Here is a 15,143-nt window from a genome sequence, read left to right as displayed (position 1 = left end):
GGCGCTTCGGCGCTGTAGGAGAACGGCCAGCGGGAACGCGCGCTGGTGAGGCTCTGATCACCATCGACACTTTGGCCATTCAGCGCGATACTTCTGAGTAGCAAGGTTCGGATGCCGCAGGAGGGTGCCATGCGAGAATTGCCGTCCAACGTCGATGCAGATGCCGTGATTGAAGTCGGCCGTTACTTGGATGATCACGCGAAAACCACAGCAGTTTCGATTTCTGAAGCGTTTCGTGTAGTCAGACGTCGCGTCACACCGTCGCGCGTCGGCGACACGCGGCTTGAGGAACTGATTGTGGAAAGCGCCGGTACCAGGCATCTGGCCGTCCTGATGGACAACCGCTAGCGCTTGATGACAGAGGCTGGACATTCCAATCGCTGATAGACGCAAAGATGACCGTGATGGCGCACTGCCACCATGGGCCGTGCAACCATAACCAGGCGCTCGACCTAGTGAAGCTCCGCCATCGGTTCGGACCTGGAAAGGGCGATTGAGGCGGACTACTTTGCTCGCAAATGCGGCATCACTAGAGAGGAAGCACTTAAGATCCTCGGGACGCCCGCACGTTAAAGCCCTTCACGAGCCACCCAGGTCGAGCAGAAGCCAGATAGCGACGCTAATTCCAAGGCTCGCTTGGAAGCGCCATCTGGGCGCAAGCGGCCGGATATATCTTTTTCAGCCGGCGGAACGTTTGTACCCGCCCGGCGTTATCGCAATGATCCCCGCATAGGGATCATAAAGGGCCTTGCACCCTCTCGGCCCTAGTTTGAGTCCGCTGTCTCCCGGAAGTGCCCAGCCTGCGCAACGTTTGCGCTTTTGGAGCCGTCGACAGCGGACCCGACGCATTTTCAGTGATCGCCAGGATCCTCGACGCGCAGCGTCATTTCATTGCCTGACGCCGGCAAGCAGGACCTGCTGAGGGTTCAATGTCCGCAGAGCCGTGGGGCTAGGAAGATTGCTTCGCCCGTATAGCCATCACTTCAGATGCAAGATGACCGAACCCTCGGCCAAGGTTGGCGGAGCAACACCGGTCCCTGACGCATTTTTCTTCACCCAGTCACGGGCTACAACGACACTCTCGTCGGTGCCTGCCTTGTCCTTACAGACTGTCACGGAAAGTCCGCCATTACCTGTTCTGATCAATGTATAACCGGTAAACCCCTTTACCTTCCGCAAAACGGCTTCGACGTCTCCCTTTTTGGCTTCGAGCAGGTCAAACAGTTCCTTCGCACCCGTACCACTAAACGTTCTGACCACGGCATGCATCTCACGGTCCTCCCTTGTTATTGTCTGTGACCGGGATCGGTTCGTCCGGCATCTCGGCACAGACGGTCGATCATCAAACAACTTAATGCCGATGGTTGCAAGAAATGGCTGACTCCCCCAGGTTCATTCGGGGAGGGCGAGGCCTGAGAAACCGGTTCCACTCAGCACCGCTGCCCTTGCGTTGCTGGATGATGCCAAGGCGGCGGTGGAGGGCAATGGGAGCGACTATGTGTTTCCGTCACCTCGATCAGTAGATGACCAGCCGTTGGACCGTCGGGCTTTCTCAAACAGCACATACCGGGCGTCACGAGGCGCGGCGGCATCGACGGTTCGCTTTGTCAGTTTGCTCTTGATCACCGAAACGCCATTTCGATCTGCGTCGTCGCCCGGGGCGTCACCAAAACCGACAACCCCAGGAAACAGGATGAAAGAACATAACGAAATGGAATTGACATCAATGGTTTGTGGATACACACGGAAAGAGGCGGAAACGTCGCGCAACTCGTGCCGTGAAATTCCTAATCTGTAGGTCACAGGTTCGATTCCTGTCGGGAACTACCAACAAAATCAAGAGTTTAACGCCTGATCGTTGGTGCACTCATGTTGCGCCATGTTGAAAATCAGTACCTTGATTTCCAAGGCGCCATCCGAACAGCCAAGGCGCTTGCCGGACAACATGCCGGTGTCTTAGCTTGGAGTCGGCATGCCGATCCGGCCCGGGAGGCCATTTCAAGGGCCATCGATCGTGCGACCATGGCGAAGTGCCGGATATGGAAGGAAGATGATCGACCCGCCCAAAGGCCCGGATGACGATCCCGATCGCCAGGAGGCCATCGAGCCACATTCTCAGGCAATCAAGGCGCGCAAGGTTCCATTGCCCGCCGGCTACCGACAGGGTGTCATCTCCGCGATCACCGTGCTGCTCGGATTTTCGCTTCTTTTCCTGCGCTACTGGAATTTCGAAGCTGAAGGCGAATGGTCGGTTGCCTCGATCCTGGCGACGCTCCTGCTGGCAATGGCCATCGTCCTTCAGCTCCTCGCACTGTGGCGGTCACTGCTCCCACGGGACGACGACGAGCCGGTCTATCAAGTCACGCTGCGCTGGTTCCTCGCCTCGATCATTGCTCTCATTGCGGGCGTGCTCCTGGCCGGGCTGATCGCGTCGCACGTCTTCAATATCTGATCGCTTCGGTTCCAGGCCGTGCGACCACTCGCCCCTTATGGCGTTCCCCATCAAATCAAGGCCAGTAGAACCCGAAATCCTCGCCAAATTCGATCACCGTCACCAGGATGACGTACAGGCTGGAGATCAGCACAAGCGTCATCACAGCGAAACGATCGAACCCCTGAAGTTTTTGTAGATTCCCTTTGTCGGCACGCATGGTGCCATCTCCCCGCCACCCAAACTGGCATCATATCCTATTTCGTGAGGAAACGCTAATGAACATCGATTGAGCCCGGCGGCGCTCCTAGGCGCCCATACGACGGTTGTCCGAGAAAGCCCGCGCCCTTACCAGCGCAATCCGGGCCCGCGCTTTCGCGCGGGCCTGGGGGCCATTGGCCGATCATTCGGCATCCAGAACCTGGACGACCTGATGGGTATCGGGGTCCACCAGCACCGTTCTTCCTTCAATGACGGTGTACCGGTATCTCTCGTTGGGCACCTCTCGAAGCTCGACCTTGTCATCAAGTCTTGTGCCGACATTCAATTCGACTCCGGGAAGCTTGATCGAGGCAAGCGGGTTCTTGTGGACATATTCCCGGTAAACCTTCTGGTCCTCCGGCTTGACGATGATGGTATCCGCCATTGCCACGCCCAAGCCTGACATCAAAATGGCGCCGGCTGCCAAGGTAATCATATACGTTTTCATAGTTATCTCCCTTGTTCGGTCATCTGGCGCTTACGTTAGTCGCCGGGAATATAAAGGGCTGGCTACGCCTTTGTTCCCGGAACAGAATCTAACTATTTGACTCCATATGTGAGGCCTCTCCGCCGGAACAAACCGCCAGAAGGGGCGTTCGCCGGCAACTGGCGTTAGCCACGTCTCTTGGATGCACTCTACCCCTGGCGGCGTTGAATGGACCGTGCATGGCGGCTGCGCAAACATAGCCCCAGCCCGTCTATCGCCGGATGAAAACAGTTTTGGTACAATGGGAAATGCACCCAGGTCGCACTGCAGGGAAGGCGTGTCTTTTCGCGCTGGTGTCGATGTTGGCGGGGGCGTCGGTCTCGTCCTTCGCGCAATCCTGGCCGGCCGAATCGGGAAAGGGCGAGGCTGAGTTTGCCATAACGGCGACCTGGGCGAGACATCTGCGAGGCCTCGTGACATTCGCCGACCTCCAGAAATCCATAGGCTCAGCCGGCCATCTCGAGTCGGTCGAGGACAATGGCTATGAGGAGCCCCGCGCACGCTATAGCTGGACCGGGCCCGGCGGCGCGGGGAAAATCGTGGTATTTCAATATCGGTCCGGCGCGTTCGCGGCGATTGTGAACCCGGTCGATCTGAAGGGAGCCATCGAGATCAACAGCTTTGGCGCCTTCGTCTGTCCGGCGTGCTCCCCACCCGTGAACGCGTGCGGCAGTAGACCCTCTTGGGTCTTGAAGGACATCCATTGGGATTCCTTCGACTGCCCGCGAACCGTGACCGGGCCGCAGGCGTCGATGGACTGACGGTCAACCGGATCTGGTGGTCCACGTCACATCGCGCTTACTTCACGCGCCTCTTTTCGAGCTTCCGCGCCAGCGTTCGCCGATGCATGCCCAGCCGCCGCGCCGTCTCCGAGATGTTGAAGTCGGTGTCGACCAGCGTCTCGTGAATGCGCTCCCATTCGAGGTTCTTGATCGACGTCGGCCGTTCGGTGAGCGGCACCGACGCATCACCCTCGACCTGGCCGAAGGCAGCCTCGATGTCGTCGGTGTTGGCGGGCTTGGCGAGATACTGGCAGGCGCCGAGCTTTATCGCCTCGACAGCCGTGGCGATGCTGGCAAAGCCGGTGAGCACCACGATCCGCATGTCAGGATCGTGCTCATGCAGCGCCTTGACGCATTCGAGGCCCGAACCGCCGGCAAGCTTGAGATCGACGACAGCATATCGGAACGCGACCGTGCCGATCAGCGCAAGCACGCAGTCGACGCTCTGGCAGGTATGCGTATCATAGTCACGTCGTTCGAAAGACCGGCGCAGCGCGTTTGCAAAGGCGATGTCATCCTCGACAATCAAGAGCGAGCGTTTAGTCGGCATTGTGCCCTCCTGGAGACAGAGCAGCCAGCGGCAGATGCAACGTGACCGAAGCTCCCCCCTCGGATCTGTTCCTTACGGTGACGGTACCCCCCAGCTTGCGGATGACGTTGACGACAAGGAACAGGCCAAGCCCGCTGCCGGGCCGGTTCTTGGTCGAACTGTAAGGCTTGCCGAATTCAGCAAGCATGGCTTCTTCAAATCCCGGCCCCGCGTCGACGACTTCGACGATGAGACTGTCCGCACGGCGGCTGACGATCAGCCCGACCCATAGAGGCGACGCTTCGAGCGCATTGTCCAGCACATTGAACATCACTTGCTTGAGCGCAGGATCTGACACGATCTCCTGATTGGTGCCGAAGCGCTTGGTGTATTCGAAATCTTGCGGCAGCCGTGTCACCTTCCATTCGGCCACCAGTTCCGCCAGGAAGGCATCAACGGAGGTGCGAACGGTTCCCTCGCCGCGCAACTCGCCCGACGACATCAGGATACCCGAGACGATCTTCTTGCAGCGGTCCAGCTGGCCCTGCATCACCTGGATTTCCTGTGCCATCTCCGGATCGGCCTTGAGGCTTGGCATGCGCTGCCAATCGTTGAGGATGACCGAAAGCGTGGCGAGCGGCGTGCCAAGTTCATGCGCGGCACCCGAGGCGAGCAGGCCCATCCGAACGATATGATCCTCTTCCGCCGATTGCTGGCGCAAATCCGCAAGATGGGCGTCACGGGTTCGAATGTTGTGCTGGACCCTGGTGATGAACAGCACCAGAAGCGTTGCCGCCAGCACGAAGCAGATGAACATGCCCTGGATGTGAAGGCTGAACAGCCCGGCGTCATGCGTATGCGGCAGGCTGATCTCGCGGTAGAAGGTGGTCAGCGCGATGAAGCACGCGCTGGCGATGAATACCAGCGCCCAGACCGACCACGTCTCCAGCAGCACCGCGCCCAGGATGACCTGGAGCAGGTAAAGCGAAATGAAGGGGTTGGACGCGCCGCCGCTCAGATAGAGCTGGACCGTCAAGGCGGCGACGTCGAGCAGAAGGCCGAGGAATATCTCGGTGTTGGTGATCGCGTCCTGGCTGGCATGCCGGCGCAGGCTGGCGATGTTGAGCGCGATCAGCAGCAGGATCACCACCGCCATCGGGATCAGCGGCAGGCCGATGCCAAGCGCGTAGCGAACAAACAGGATCGTCACGATCTGACCGCCGACCGCGATCCAGCGCAACTGGATCAGAAGCAGGAAATTCTGCTTGTTGGTCTTGTCGTGCAGGGTCATGCGGCCGGCAGGTCCTGGGCCATGGCTGAGCATGCCACTCAGGCGGTCGTACGATCCAGGCGCTGGCTGAGCCTGAGTGCCAGAAGCGTGCAGGCCGCTCCCGACAACAGATAGGCGCCCGACGATATCAACCCGAAATGGGCGGACAGGAACAGGGCGACGATGGGCGCGAAGCCAGCGCCGAACAGCCAGGCGAGATCCGAGGTCAGTGCAGCGCCGGTATAGCGATAGGTCCTGGAAAAATTGGAGGCGAGCGCACCGGAAGACTGACCGAATGACAGGCCGAGCAGAACGAAGCCCAGCACCATGAAGATGGACTCTCCGACGAAACCGCCGTCGAGCAGCTGCGGCGCGAAGCCGCTGAACACGGCGATGGCCACGGCGGAACCGCCGAGCAGGGGCCAGCGTCCGATCCGGTCGGCGACAAGGCCCGAGATCGCGATTGCGGCCAGACCGAAGAAGGCCCCGATCGTCTCGATGACCAGGAACCGTGCCGGCGCTTCGCGCGTGAACAGGAAGATCCAGGACAGCGGAAACACCGTGACCATGTGGAACAGCGCAAAGCTTGCCAGCGGCGCGAAGGCACCAAGCACCACGGTGCGCCCTTCCGCGCGCAATGTCTCGCTCACCGAGGTCGGCTCCAGTTCCTGACCTTCGAACAGCTTCGTGTATTCAGGCGCCATGACGATACGCAGGCGCGCGAACAGCGCCACGACATTGATGGCGAAGGCGACGAAGAACGGGTAGCGCCAGCCCCAGCTGAAGAAGTCTTCCGCCGACAGATTGCCGACAAAGTATGCAAACAGGGCGCTGGCGACGATGAGACCGAGCGGTGCACCGAGCTGCGGGATCATCGCATACCAGCCGCGGCGGTTTTCCGGCGCATTCAGCGCCAGCAGCGAGGCAAGACCGTCCCACGTTCCACCCAGCGCCAATCCCTGGCCGATACGGAACATCACCAGAAGCCAGGCCGAAGCCGAGCCGATATTCTCGTAACCAGGCACGAAGGCGATCGCCACGGTGGAGGTACCCAGCAGGAACAGCGCGATGGTGAGCCTGGCACTGCGCCCGAAGGCGCGGTCGACCTCGATGAAGATCGTCGTCCCGATTGGCCGCGCGATGAAGGCAAGCGCGAATATCCCGAAGGAGTAGAGCGTCCCCGTCAGCGGGTCGGCATAGGGGAATACGAGCTTGGGAAAAACGATGACGGAAGCGATCGCGTAGACAAAGAAGTCAAAGAACTCGGATGTGCGCCCGATGATGACCCCGACGGCGATTTCGCCCGGCCTCACCTCATGATGACGCGCATTGATCCGTCTTGCGTCGGCTTCGATCTTCGAAGTTGGGCTCACAGCATTCTCCGTTGCCCGGGAGGCATGACTCCCCTCGCATTCGCATGCGATCGCTTGCCATATGCGCGGGCCAGACGCTTTGATGGCGGTTGCCGCGTCATCGCGGCATTGGACAAATTGTCCAATGCCTTCATTGCTGCAGTGCAGCTAGCACTCGGGGGAACAACCGACAGGTCATAAATTGAACCGTCTCCGTACCCTTTTCCTGCTGCCCTTGCTGGCGTCGCTCGGCTCCTGCAGCATGGTCGTCATGAACCCCGCCGGCGATGTGGCCGCTCAGCAGCGCGACCTTTTGGTGGTGTCCACGGCACTGATGCTGATCGTCATCATACCGGTGATGGCCCTCACCATATTCTTTGCCTGGCGATACCGCCAGTCCAACCGCGAAGCGCGCTACGAGCCGGATTGGGACCACTCGACCCATCTCGAGCTGGTCATCTGGGCCGTGCCTCTGCTGATCATCATCTGTCTGGGCGCCGTGACCTGGATGGGCACGCATCTGCTCGACCCCTATCGTCCGATCGGACGTGTCGCCTCCGACAAGCCGCTGGCGCCGGACGTGCGTCCGCTTGAGGTCGAGGTCGTGGCGCTGGACTGGAAATGGCTGTTCATCTACCCGGAATATGGCGTCGCCCTGGTCAACGAGATGGCGGCACCCGTCGATCGGCCGATCAGCTTCCGCATCACCTCCGCCTCGGTGATGAATTCCTTCTACATCCCCGCTCTGGCCGGCCAGATCTACGCGATGCCAGGCATGGAAACCAAGCTGCACGCGGTCATAAACAAGGCCGGCGACTATGAAGGGTTCTCCGCCAACTATAGCGGCGCCGGCTTCTCGGGAATGCACTTCGCGTTCCATGGGCTGAGCGATGCCGACTTCCAGACGTGGATAGCCAAGGCGAAGCAGGGCGGCGGCAAGCTCGACCGGACCAATTATCTGCAGCTCGAACAACCCAGCGAGAAGCAACCGGTGCGTCGCTACGCTGCAGTGGATTCCGACCTCTACAAGGCGATCCTCAACATGTGCGTCGAGCCCGGCAAGATGTGCATGAGCGAGATGTCACAGATCGACGCCAAGGGCGGGCTCGGCCTGGCCGGCGTCCGCAACACCCTGCCGCTGCTCTACGACAAGTTCGCGCGCCGCGGCACGATATTCGGCCCCGCGCCATCCTATGTCGCCAGCATATGCACGACCGAGGAAGCACTGGCGGCTTCGAACGCGGCGCCACCCGCTGTGCCTATGACCTCGACCCCGATCCTCGGCGCCGGCCTGCAACGGCCAATGCCCCTGTCGATCCGACTGCCGTCCCCCCAAGCAACCGGCACGGTTCGCTCGCCCTCCAACTCCTGAGGCGCCACGCAAGACATGTTCGACAATCCCGCACTTCTCAAGGCGATCTTCGGCCGGTTGACGCTCGAGTCGCTCCCGCTTCACGAGCCCATCGTGGTCGTGACTTTCGCTGTCGTAGCACTTGGCGGCATCGCCCTTCTCGGCGTCCTGACCTATTTCAAGCTCTGGGGCTATCTCTGGCGCGAGTGGTTCACCAGCGTCGACCACAAGCGTATCGGCGTCATGTACATGGTGCTCGGCATCATCATGCTGCTGCGCGGCTTCAGCGACGCCATCATGATGCGCCTCCAGCAGGCAATGGCCTTCGGCGGCTCCGAGGGCTACCTCAACTCGCATCACTACGACCAGATCTTCACCGCGCATGGCGTGATCATGATCTTCTTCGTGGCGATGCCCCTGGTCACCGGCCTGATGAATTTCGTCGTCCCGCTGCAGATCGGCGCGCGCGACGTGTCGTTCCCGTTCCTCAACAATTTCAGCTTCTGGATGACCGCCGGCGGCGCGGTCATCGTCATGATGTCGCTGTTCGTCGGCGAATTCGCCCGCACCGGCTGGCTGGCCTATCCGCCGCTGTCGGGCATCGGCTACAGTCCCGATGTCGGCGTCGACTATTATATCTGGGCACTGCAGGTGGCGGGCGTCGGCACTCTGCTGTCGGGCGTGAATCTCGTCTGCACCATCGTCAAGATGCGCGCTCCCGGCATGTCGATGATGAGAATGCCGATCTTCACCTGGACCGCGCTCTGCACCAACGTGCTCATCGTCGCCGCCTTCCCGGTGCTGACGGCGGTGCTGGCGCTGCTGTCGCTCGACCGCTATGTCGGCACCAACTTCTTCACGAACGACTTCGGCGGCAACCCGATGATGTATGTGAACCTGATCTGGATCTGGGGCCACCCCGAGGTCTACATCCTGATCCTGCCGGCCTTCGGCATATTCTCCGAAGTCACCTCGACCTTCTGCGGCAAGCGGCTCTTCGGCTATACCTCGATGGTCTACGCAACCGTCGTCATCACCATCCTGTCCTACCTGGTCTGGCTGCACCACTTCTTCACCATGGGGTCGGGAGCGAGCGTCAACTCGTTCTTCGGCATCACCACGATGATCATCTCCATCCCGACGGGCGCCAAGATATTCAACTGGCTGTTCACCATGTACCGGGGGCGCATCCGCTTCGAACTGCCGATGATGTGGACGGTTGCCTTCATGCTGACCTTCGTGGTTGGCGGCATGACCGGTGTGATGCTCGCGGTTCCGCCGGCCGACTTCGTGCTCCACAACAGCCTGTTCCTGGTCGCACATTTCCACAACGTCATCATCGGCGGCGTGCTGTTCGGCCTGTTTGCCGGTATCAGCTACTGGTTCCCCAAGGCCTTCGGTTTCCGGCTCGATCCATTCTGGGGAAAGCTGTCCTTCTGGTTCTGGGTCCTTGGCTTCTGGTTCGCCTTCATGCCGCTCTATATCCTCGGCCTGATGGGCGTGACGCGAAGGCTGCGCACCTTCGATGATCCCTCGCTGCAGATCTGGTTCATCATCGCCGCCTTCGGCGCTTTCCTGATCCTGCTCGGCATCGTGTCCTTCCTCATCCAGATCTTCGTCAGCGTGCGGCGGCGCGAGCAGCTTCGTGACGACACCGGCGATCCGTGGGACGGGCGCACGCTCGAATGGGCGACGTCGTCGCCGCCGCCGGCCTACAATTTCGCCTTCACGCCGGTTGTCCATGATCTCGACGCGTGGGCGGACATGAAGAGGCGCGGCTACCAGCGTCCTCTGACAGGCTTCCGCGACATCCACATGCCCCGCAACACCGGAGCCGGCGTGATCCTGGCGGGGTTGAGCGTGGTGCTTGCCGTGGCGCTCATCTGGTACATCTGGTGGCTGGCGATCGTGAGCTTCATCGCCCTGATCGGCTACGCCATCGCGCATACCTTCAACTACGACCGGGACTTCCACATTCCGTCCAGCGACGTCACGCATGTCGAGGACGAGCGGACACGCCTGCTCGCGGCCAACGCCCAAGCGATATGAGCATCATGGCACACGCTGACACTGTGATCGACGACACGATCTTCCATCTGGAGGACGACCACGGGCATGCCGAGAGCGGCAGCAGCACCATGCTCGGCTTCTGGATCTATCTGATGAGCGACTGCCTCATCTTCGCAATGCTGTTCGCGGTCTATGGCGTTCTCGGCGGCAATTACGCCGCCGGGCCGGCGCCAAAGGACCTGTTCGATCTTCCGCTGGTCGCGCTCAACACCACCATGCTGCTCCTGTCCTCGATCACCTACGGCTTCGCCATGCTGGAGATGGCGAAGGGACGTGTGCGGTCCATGCAGTTCTGGCTGGTGGTCACCGGCCTGTTCGGCCTCGCCTTCCTCGGCATCGAACTCTACGAATTCGCGCATTTCATCCACGAAGGCGCGACACCGCAGCGCAGCGGCTTCCTGTCGTCCTTCTTCGCGCTGGTGGGAACGCACGGCCTGCACGTCACCTTCGGCCTCGTCTGGCTGGTGGTGCTGATGGTCCAGGTCTCCAGGCACGGGCTGATCGCCGCGAACCAGCGGCGCCTGATGTGCCTCAGCATGTTCTGGCACTTCCTCGACGTCATCTGGATCGGCGTCTTCACCTTCGTCTACCTGATGGGAATGTTGCGATGAGCGCCGGACATCACGCCGACACCAACGAAAACGGCCACGCGCATCATGGCGTCGATCACGGCTCGCTACGCGGCTATCTGACGGGCTTCGGCCTGTCGGTGGTGCTGACGGCCATTCCCTTCTGGCTGGTCATGACCAATGCGCTGGGCAACCAGATGGCCTCGGCGATCGCCATCATGGCCTTCGCGGTGGTGCAGATCGTCGTCCACATGGTGTTCTTCCTGCATATGAACACACGGTCGGAAAGCGGCTGGACCATGATGGCGCTGATCTTCACCCTCATCCTGGTGGTGATCGCGCTGACAGGTTCGCTCTGGGTCATGTACCACCTCAACGTCAACATGATGCCCGGCCACGACATGAGCCAGATGCCCTGAGAGGGTCAGCCTTGCACGAAGAGGCGCAGGCGCGACCGCGTTCCGATAGAGGCGACAGCCGAAAGGCTCCGCGTTCGAAATGGAAGCTGCTCGTGCTCACCCTATGCGGTGCCATCGGCGTCGCCGGTTTTTCAGCGCTTGGAATCTGGCAGCTGGAGCGCCGCGTCTGGAAGCTCGACCTGATCGACCGTGTCGAACATCGCCTGCAGGCGGCGCCCGTGGCCGCCCCAGGCCCCGCGGACTGGGCTGCGGTCAACGCGGCGGATGATGAATATCGCCGGCTTGTCGTGCCGGGCCGTTTTCTCGACGATCGCGAGACCCTGGTTCAGGCGGTGAGCGATCTCGGCGGCGGCTTCTGGGTGATGGTGCCGTTCCGCACGGATGATGGTTTCACGGTGCTGGTGAACAGGGGCTTCGTGTCGCCGGACAAGCGTGATCCGGCGACCCGTCTGGCCGGCAAGCCCTCAGGCGACCACAATGAAATTCACGGCTTGCTGCGTATGACGGAACCGAAGGGCGGCTTCCTGCGCAACAACGATCCGGCTGGTAACCGCTGGTATTCGCGCGATGTCCAGGCCATCGCCACGACACTGGGCATCGCGCAGGTCGCCCCCTACTTCATCGATGCCGGCGCGACGCCCAATCCGGGCGGATGGCCGGTCGGCGGCCTGACGGTCGTCTCGTTTCACAACAGCCATCTCGTCTACGCGGTGACGTGGTTCGCGCTGGCCTTGATGGTGTTGGGCGCCGTTGCCTATCTCTGGCGTCATGAGATGCAAGAGAGGCCACGGCGACCGGAACGAGTGGTATGATCGATCCTGCTTAGTGCCTGACCATCCCGGCATCGACATTCAGTGTCTGGCCGGTGATCCAGCGGGCGTCCTCCGAGGCCAGGAACGACACCACGTCGGCGATATGCTCCGGCTGACCCTTGCCCTTCATCGCCTGCAGCATCTCGACGAAGCCGAACGCCTCATTGTGCGGGCTCGCCTTGACGCCGTCGCTCTCGATCAGTCCGGGCGTCACCGCATTCGCGGTGATGTTGTACTTGCCGAGTTCCGTGGCCATTGCCCGGGTGAAGCCGATGACCCCGCCCTTGGCGGCGACGTACGCAGCCATGTTCGGCGTGCCGGCGAAGAAGGTGTTGGAGGCGATGCTGATCACCCGCCCGGCCTTGCCAGCCGCCCGCATCTGGTCGGTCGCCGCGCGGCTGACGATGAAGGTGCCGGTGAGGTTGACGTCGATGATCTTGCGCCAATGGTCGAGGTCGACATCGTCCCAGGCGATGAACGGCACGATGCTGGCGTTGTTGACCAGGATGTCGACGCCGCCGGTGAGTGCCTGGATCTCGGCAAACAGCGCCTTGACCGACGCCGGATCGGAAATGTCGGCGGTGATCGCCTTGGCCTTTCCGCCGATCGACGCAGCGGCAGCCTTGGCTCCGTCGGCGTTGATGTCGCTGACGATGACGGTCGCGCCGTCGGCGGCAAGCCGCGTCGCGATCGCCTTGCCGATGCCCTGTGCCGCGCCCGTAACCAGCGCCGTCTTTCCCGCAAGCCGTTCAGTCATGAAATTTCTCCCTCAATGCGCAATCTGATGATGTCTGTTCAGGCGTCGGCGTCGATGACGGCCAGCGCCGCGTCGATGCCCTTGCCGACCGCCAGCTTCTGTCCGGCCGCATTCATGGCGCCGCCAAGCGCCGTCAGTGCCGCGATCGCATAGATCGGCTGCGCCGTCGGCCCCATATGGCCGACGCGCGTCAGCTTGCCCAATGTCTCGCCGCGGCCCGACGAGAACACCACGCCGTAGCGGGCACGCGCCGCGATCCTCAGCGCCTTCTCGTCGACGCCGTCGGGCGTGCGCACGGCCGTCGTGCTCGGCGACGCGATCTTGTCATTGGCGGCCCATATCGACAGGCCCATGCCGACGACGCCCGCACGCATGGCTTTTGCCGTCAGCGCGTGGCGCGCCCACACGGCCTCGGGGCCTTCGTTCAGATAGAGGTCGAGCGCGACATCGAGACCGTTCACCTCGGCCACCGATGGCGTGAACGGAAACGGCTTGTCCCGCGACCAGGCATTTTCCCAGTCGACGATGCTCAACACCGACGCGCGGGGTGCTGCCTTGTTGGCTTTCATCTTGGCCCAGGCGCGCTCGCTGACGCCCATGATCGTCAGCGCCGGCGGCGCTCCCAGGCACTTGCCGGGGCCGGTCACATAGATGTCGGCCCTGCAGTCCTCGGGATGCGTCTTCATGCCGCCGAAGGAAGAAACCGCGTCGACGATCAGATAGGCGCCATGCGCCGAGACCAGCGCGCCGATGGCATCGATCGGGTTGATCGTACCCGACGGCGTATCATGGTGGCAGACGGATACGATGGTGATTTCCGGATGCGCCTTCAGCATATCGGCGACCGACTGCGGGTCGATGGCCTCGTTGTAGGGCACTTCGATTTCGAGCAGATGCGGCGAATAGCGTTTCGCCCAATAGCCAAAGCCCTTGCCATAGACGCCGGATGCGAGATTGAGCACAACGTCGTCGGGTGTGATCAAGGATGCAGCGGCGGCCTCGAGGCCCAGCACCGGCTCGCCATGCAGGATCAGCGGCTTGTTGGACAGCCGCATCGCCTTCTGCGCCTTGTCGACCACCTTCTCGTAGAAGAGCTGGAACGCCGGGTCATAGTCGTAGAGCACCGTGCGCGAGAGGCCGCGCAGCACTTCGGGATAGGCGTTCACCGGGCCTGCTGTCAGCGTGATGACCGGATCGGCGTGATCTGAATAGCGCATGGTCTTGTCTCCGGATTGGCGGCGGTTAGCCGTAGAACTGCGTGCCGGTCTTGTAGGTCTTGAAGTTATCCATGTCGTGCGAGTACATCAGCTCGGCGCCGTGGTCCTCGGCCAGCTTCTTCACCTTGCGCATCGAATTGACGCCCGCCACCGGGTCGATATGGAAGGCCGCCTGGCACAGCGTTTCAAGGCTCTTCTGCGTATAGGCGGCGTCGATGGTGAACATGATCGGCTTGCGCTTGGGGAACTCGACCAGCAGGCTGTAATGGCCGATCGAATGGCCGGGCGTCGAGATCAGCTTGACCCCCTTGGCAAGATCGATGTCGCCTTCGATCCCTTCGAAGGTCGAGTTGGCGCGCGTCGTGCCGGCCAACAGCTGGGCGGTCGCGCCACGCGCTTCCGCCGCCTCCGCCGAGAAGCTCAGGTCCGAATAGCCGAGATGTTCGAAGGGCTCGGGGTTGCAGGCCTGTGGCACCTCCGAGCGGTGGCAGATCTTCTTGGCGTGCGGAAAATACTTGTTGCCGCCGCAATGGTCGAAATGGAAATGCGAGTTGACGACGACGTCAATATCCTTCGGCTCGAGCCCGAGCAGGGCCAGCGCACCGGGAATGGTCTGGTGCTTTTCCTGGATCGGTTTTTCGAACGGCAGCACCTTCATGACGTGGTCGTAGTCGTAGCCGGTGTCGATGAGGAAGCGACCCTCGGCATGCTCGATCAGGATCGAATAGACGGGAAAGCGCACTTCGCCGCCGGGGCCGCGATTCCAGAACACATGATAGCCGTCGAGAACGAGCGAGCCGCCATCGAGCAGGTAGACCTTGGTATCCGACATTTTT

Annotated in this window: 18 protein-coding genes; 8 read left to right on the top strand and 10 right to left on the bottom strand. The window is 61.4% G+C overall.

The annotated features are described in order from the left end of the window. The first annotated feature begins 129 nt into the window (after window positions 1-129). On the top strand, window positions 130-348 hold the full coding sequence (locus ABVQ20_RS32860) for a hypothetical protein (RefSeq protein WP_354463917.1): 219 nt from the start codon (window positions 130-132) through the stop codon (window positions 346-348). A gap of 630 nt (window positions 349-978) precedes the next feature. On the opposite strand, the gene ABVQ20_RS32855 is transcribed toward ABVQ20_RS32860, so the two are convergent. Then, entirely contained in the window at window positions 979-1,269 is a 291-nt protein-coding gene (locus ABVQ20_RS32855) for a hypothetical protein (RefSeq protein WP_354463915.1), read from the bottom strand. A gap of 225 nt (window positions 1,270-1,494) precedes the next feature. Then, a complete protein-coding gene (locus tag ABVQ20_RS32850; RefSeq protein WP_354463913.1) occupies window positions 1,495-1,803 on the bottom strand; it encodes a hypothetical protein in 309 nt (102 codons plus the stop codon). 247 nt (window positions 1,804-2,050) lie between these two features. Here ABVQ20_RS32850 and ABVQ20_RS32845 point away from each other — a divergent pair, with 247 nt between their 5' ends. Beyond that, window positions 2,051-2,452 (top strand): hypothetical protein, encoded by a 402-nt coding sequence (locus ABVQ20_RS32845; RefSeq protein WP_354463911.1) that lies wholly within the window; start codon window positions 2,051-2,053, stop codon window positions 2,450-2,452. 55 nt (window positions 2,453-2,507) lie between these two features. Here ABVQ20_RS32845 and ABVQ20_RS32840 read toward each other — a convergent pair whose 3' ends face one another. Then, window positions 2,508-2,651 carry a hypothetical protein gene (locus ABVQ20_RS32840; RefSeq protein WP_354463909.1) on the bottom strand — a complete coding sequence of 48 codons (144 nt, stop codon included), beginning with the start codon at window positions 2,649-2,651 and terminating at the stop codon, window positions 2,508-2,510. 183 nt (window positions 2,652-2,834) lie between these two features. Continuing rightward, the gene (locus ABVQ20_RS32835) at window positions 2,835-3,140 is read right to left on the bottom strand and encodes a DUF1236 domain-containing protein (RefSeq protein ID WP_354463908.1); all 306 of its coding nucleotides are present in this window, start codon (window positions 3,138-3,140) and stop codon (window positions 2,835-2,837) included. Window positions 3,141-3,592: 452 nt separating this feature from the next. Between ABVQ20_RS32835 and ABVQ20_RS32830 the strand changes: the two genes are divergently transcribed. Further along, window positions 3,593-3,940 carry a hypothetical protein gene (locus tag ABVQ20_RS32830; RefSeq protein WP_354463906.1) on the top strand — a complete coding sequence of 116 codons (348 nt, stop codon included), beginning with the start codon at window positions 3,593-3,595 and terminating at the stop codon, window positions 3,938-3,940. 37 nt (window positions 3,941-3,977) lie between these two features. On the opposite strand, the gene ABVQ20_RS32825 is transcribed toward ABVQ20_RS32830, so the two are convergent. From ABVQ20_RS32825 to ABVQ20_RS32815, 3 genes are read right to left on the bottom strand one after another with little or no spacing between them, the layout of a single operon-like run. Continuing rightward, window positions 3,978-4,511: a response regulator transcription factor gene (locus tag ABVQ20_RS32825; protein WP_354463904.1), complete on the bottom strand. Its 534-nt coding sequence runs from the start codon at window positions 4,509-4,511 to the stop codon at window positions 3,978-3,980. After that, window positions 4,501-5,781: an ATP-binding protein gene (locus ABVQ20_RS32820; RefSeq protein WP_354463902.1), complete on the bottom strand. Its 1,281-nt coding sequence runs from the start codon at window positions 5,779-5,781 to the stop codon at window positions 4,501-4,503. The genes ABVQ20_RS32825 and ABVQ20_RS32820 overlap by 11 nt, the downstream gene beginning before the upstream one ends. Window positions 5,782-5,819: 38 nt before the next feature. Next, window positions 5,820-7,133: an MFS transporter gene (locus ABVQ20_RS32815; RefSeq protein ID WP_354463901.1), complete on the bottom strand. Its 1,314-nt coding sequence runs from the start codon at window positions 7,131-7,133 to the stop codon at window positions 5,820-5,822. A gap of 181 nt (window positions 7,134-7,314) precedes the next feature. Between ABVQ20_RS32815 and cyoA the strand changes: the two genes are divergently transcribed. The 5 genes from cyoA (at window position 7,315) to ABVQ20_RS32790 (ending at window position 12,333) form a co-directional block, all read left to right on the top strand. Further along, window positions 7,315-8,484: a ubiquinol oxidase subunit II gene (cyoA, locus tag ABVQ20_RS32810; protein ID WP_354463899.1), complete on the top strand. Its 1,170-nt coding sequence runs from the start codon at window positions 7,315-7,317 to the stop codon at window positions 8,482-8,484. Between the two features lie 15 nt (window positions 8,485-8,499). After that, on the top strand, window positions 8,500-10,512 hold the full coding sequence (gene cyoB / locus ABVQ20_RS32805) for a cytochrome o ubiquinol oxidase subunit I (RefSeq protein ID WP_354463898.1): 2,013 nt from the start codon (window positions 8,500-8,502) through the stop codon (window positions 10,510-10,512). A 5-nt stretch (window positions 10,513-10,517) separates the two neighbouring features. Further along, the gene (cyoC, locus tag ABVQ20_RS32800; protein WP_354463896.1) at window positions 10,518-11,144 is read left to right on the top strand and encodes a cytochrome o ubiquinol oxidase subunit III; all 627 of its coding nucleotides are present in this window, start codon (window positions 10,518-10,520) and stop codon (window positions 11,142-11,144) included. After that, window positions 11,141-11,521 (top strand): cytochrome o ubiquinol oxidase subunit IV, encoded by a 381-nt coding sequence (gene cyoD, locus ABVQ20_RS32795; RefSeq protein ID WP_354463894.1) that lies wholly within the window; start codon window positions 11,141-11,143, stop codon window positions 11,519-11,521. Before cyoC ends, cyoD begins: the two co-directional genes overlap by 4 nt. Before the next feature lie 92 nt (window positions 11,522-11,613). Continuing rightward, the gene (locus tag ABVQ20_RS32790; protein ID WP_354463892.1) at window positions 11,614-12,333 is read left to right on the top strand and encodes an SURF1 family protein; all 720 of its coding nucleotides are present in this window, start codon (window positions 11,614-11,616) and stop codon (window positions 12,331-12,333) included. Window positions 12,334-12,343: 10 nt separating this feature from the next. Here the strand turns inward: ABVQ20_RS32790 and pldH are convergent, their stop codons facing one another. Genes pldH through pldA form a run of 3 tightly spaced genes read right to left on the bottom strand, consistent with a single transcriptional unit; the run spans window position 12,344 to window position 15,139 of the window. Then, the gene (gene pldH, locus ABVQ20_RS32785; protein WP_354463891.1) at window positions 12,344-13,090 is read right to left on the bottom strand and encodes a pyridoxal 4-dehydrogenase, SDR-type; all 747 of its coding nucleotides are present in this window, start codon (window positions 13,088-13,090) and stop codon (window positions 12,344-12,346) included. A 38-nt stretch (window positions 13,091-13,128) separates the two neighbouring features. Beyond that, on the bottom strand, window positions 13,129-14,307 hold the full coding sequence (gene ppaT, locus ABVQ20_RS32780) for a pyridoxamine--pyruvate transaminase (RefSeq protein WP_354463889.1): 1,179 nt from the start codon (window positions 14,305-14,307) through the stop codon (window positions 13,129-13,131). Between the two features lie 25 nt (window positions 14,308-14,332). Further along, window positions 14,333-15,139, bottom strand: a complete 807-nt coding sequence (gene pldA / locus ABVQ20_RS32775; RefSeq protein WP_354463888.1) for a 4-pyridoxolactonase — start codon at window positions 15,137-15,139, stop codon at window positions 14,333-14,335. Window positions 15,140-15,143: the final 4 nt, after the last annotated feature.

The sequence above is a fragment of the Mesorhizobium shangrilense genome, assembly GCF_040537815.1.
GTDB classification, from domain to species: domain Bacteria; phylum Pseudomonadota; class Alphaproteobacteria; order Rhizobiales; family Rhizobiaceae; genus Mesorhizobium; species Mesorhizobium shangrilense.
The sequence above is the reverse complement of the archived record's forward strand: the minus strand, read 5'-3'. Positions and strand labels throughout refer to the sequence as shown.

What these genes read in the sequence shown, in the direction of transcription:
- ABVQ20_RS32860 (WP_354463917.1), top strand. Translation starts at nt 130, where the DNA reads ATGCGAGAATTGCCGTCCAACGTCGATGCAGATGCCGTGATTGAAGTC.
- ABVQ20_RS32855 (WP_354463915.1), bottom strand. Translation starts at nt 1,269, where the DNA reads ATGCATGCCGTGGTCAGAACGTTTAGTGGTACGGGTGCGAAGGAACTG.
- ABVQ20_RS32845 (WP_354463911.1), top strand. Translation starts at nt 2,051, where the DNA reads ATGATCGACCCGCCCAAAGGCCCGGATGACGATCCCGATCGCCAGGAG.
- ABVQ20_RS32840 (WP_354463909.1), bottom strand. Translation starts at nt 2,651, where the DNA reads ATGCGTGCCGACAAAGGGAATCTACAAAAACTTCAGGGGTTCGATCGT.
- ABVQ20_RS32835 (WP_354463908.1), bottom strand. Translation starts at nt 3,140, where the DNA reads ATGAAAACGTATATGATTACCTTGGCAGCCGGCGCCATTTTGATGTCA.
- ABVQ20_RS32825 (WP_354463904.1), bottom strand. Translation starts at nt 4,511, where the DNA reads ATGCCGACTAAACGCTCGCTCTTGATTGTCGAGGATGACATCGCCTTT.
- ABVQ20_RS32820 (WP_354463902.1), bottom strand. Translation starts at nt 5,781, where the DNA reads ATGACCCTGCACGACAAGACCAACAAGCAGAATTTCCTGCTTCTGATC.
- cyoB (WP_354463898.1), top strand. Translation starts at nt 8,500, where the DNA reads ATGTTCGACAATCCCGCACTTCTCAAGGCGATCTTCGGCCGGTTGACG.
- cyoC (WP_354463896.1), top strand. Translation starts at nt 10,518, where the DNA reads ATGGCACACGCTGACACTGTGATCGACGACACGATCTTCCATCTGGAG.
- cyoD (WP_354463894.1), top strand. Translation starts at nt 11,141, where the DNA reads ATGAGCGCCGGACATCACGCCGACACCAACGAAAACGGCCACGCGCAT.
- pldH (WP_354463891.1), bottom strand. Translation starts at nt 13,090, where the DNA reads ATGACTGAACGGCTTGCGGGAAAGACGGCGCTGGTTACGGGCGCGGCA.
- ppaT (WP_354463889.1), bottom strand. Translation starts at nt 14,307, where the DNA reads ATGCGCTATTCAGATCACGCCGATCCGGTCATCACGCTGACAGCAGGC.
- pldA (WP_354463888.1), bottom strand. Translation starts at nt 15,139, where the DNA reads ATGTCGGATACCAAGGTCTACCTGCTCGATGGCGGCTCGCTCGTTCTC.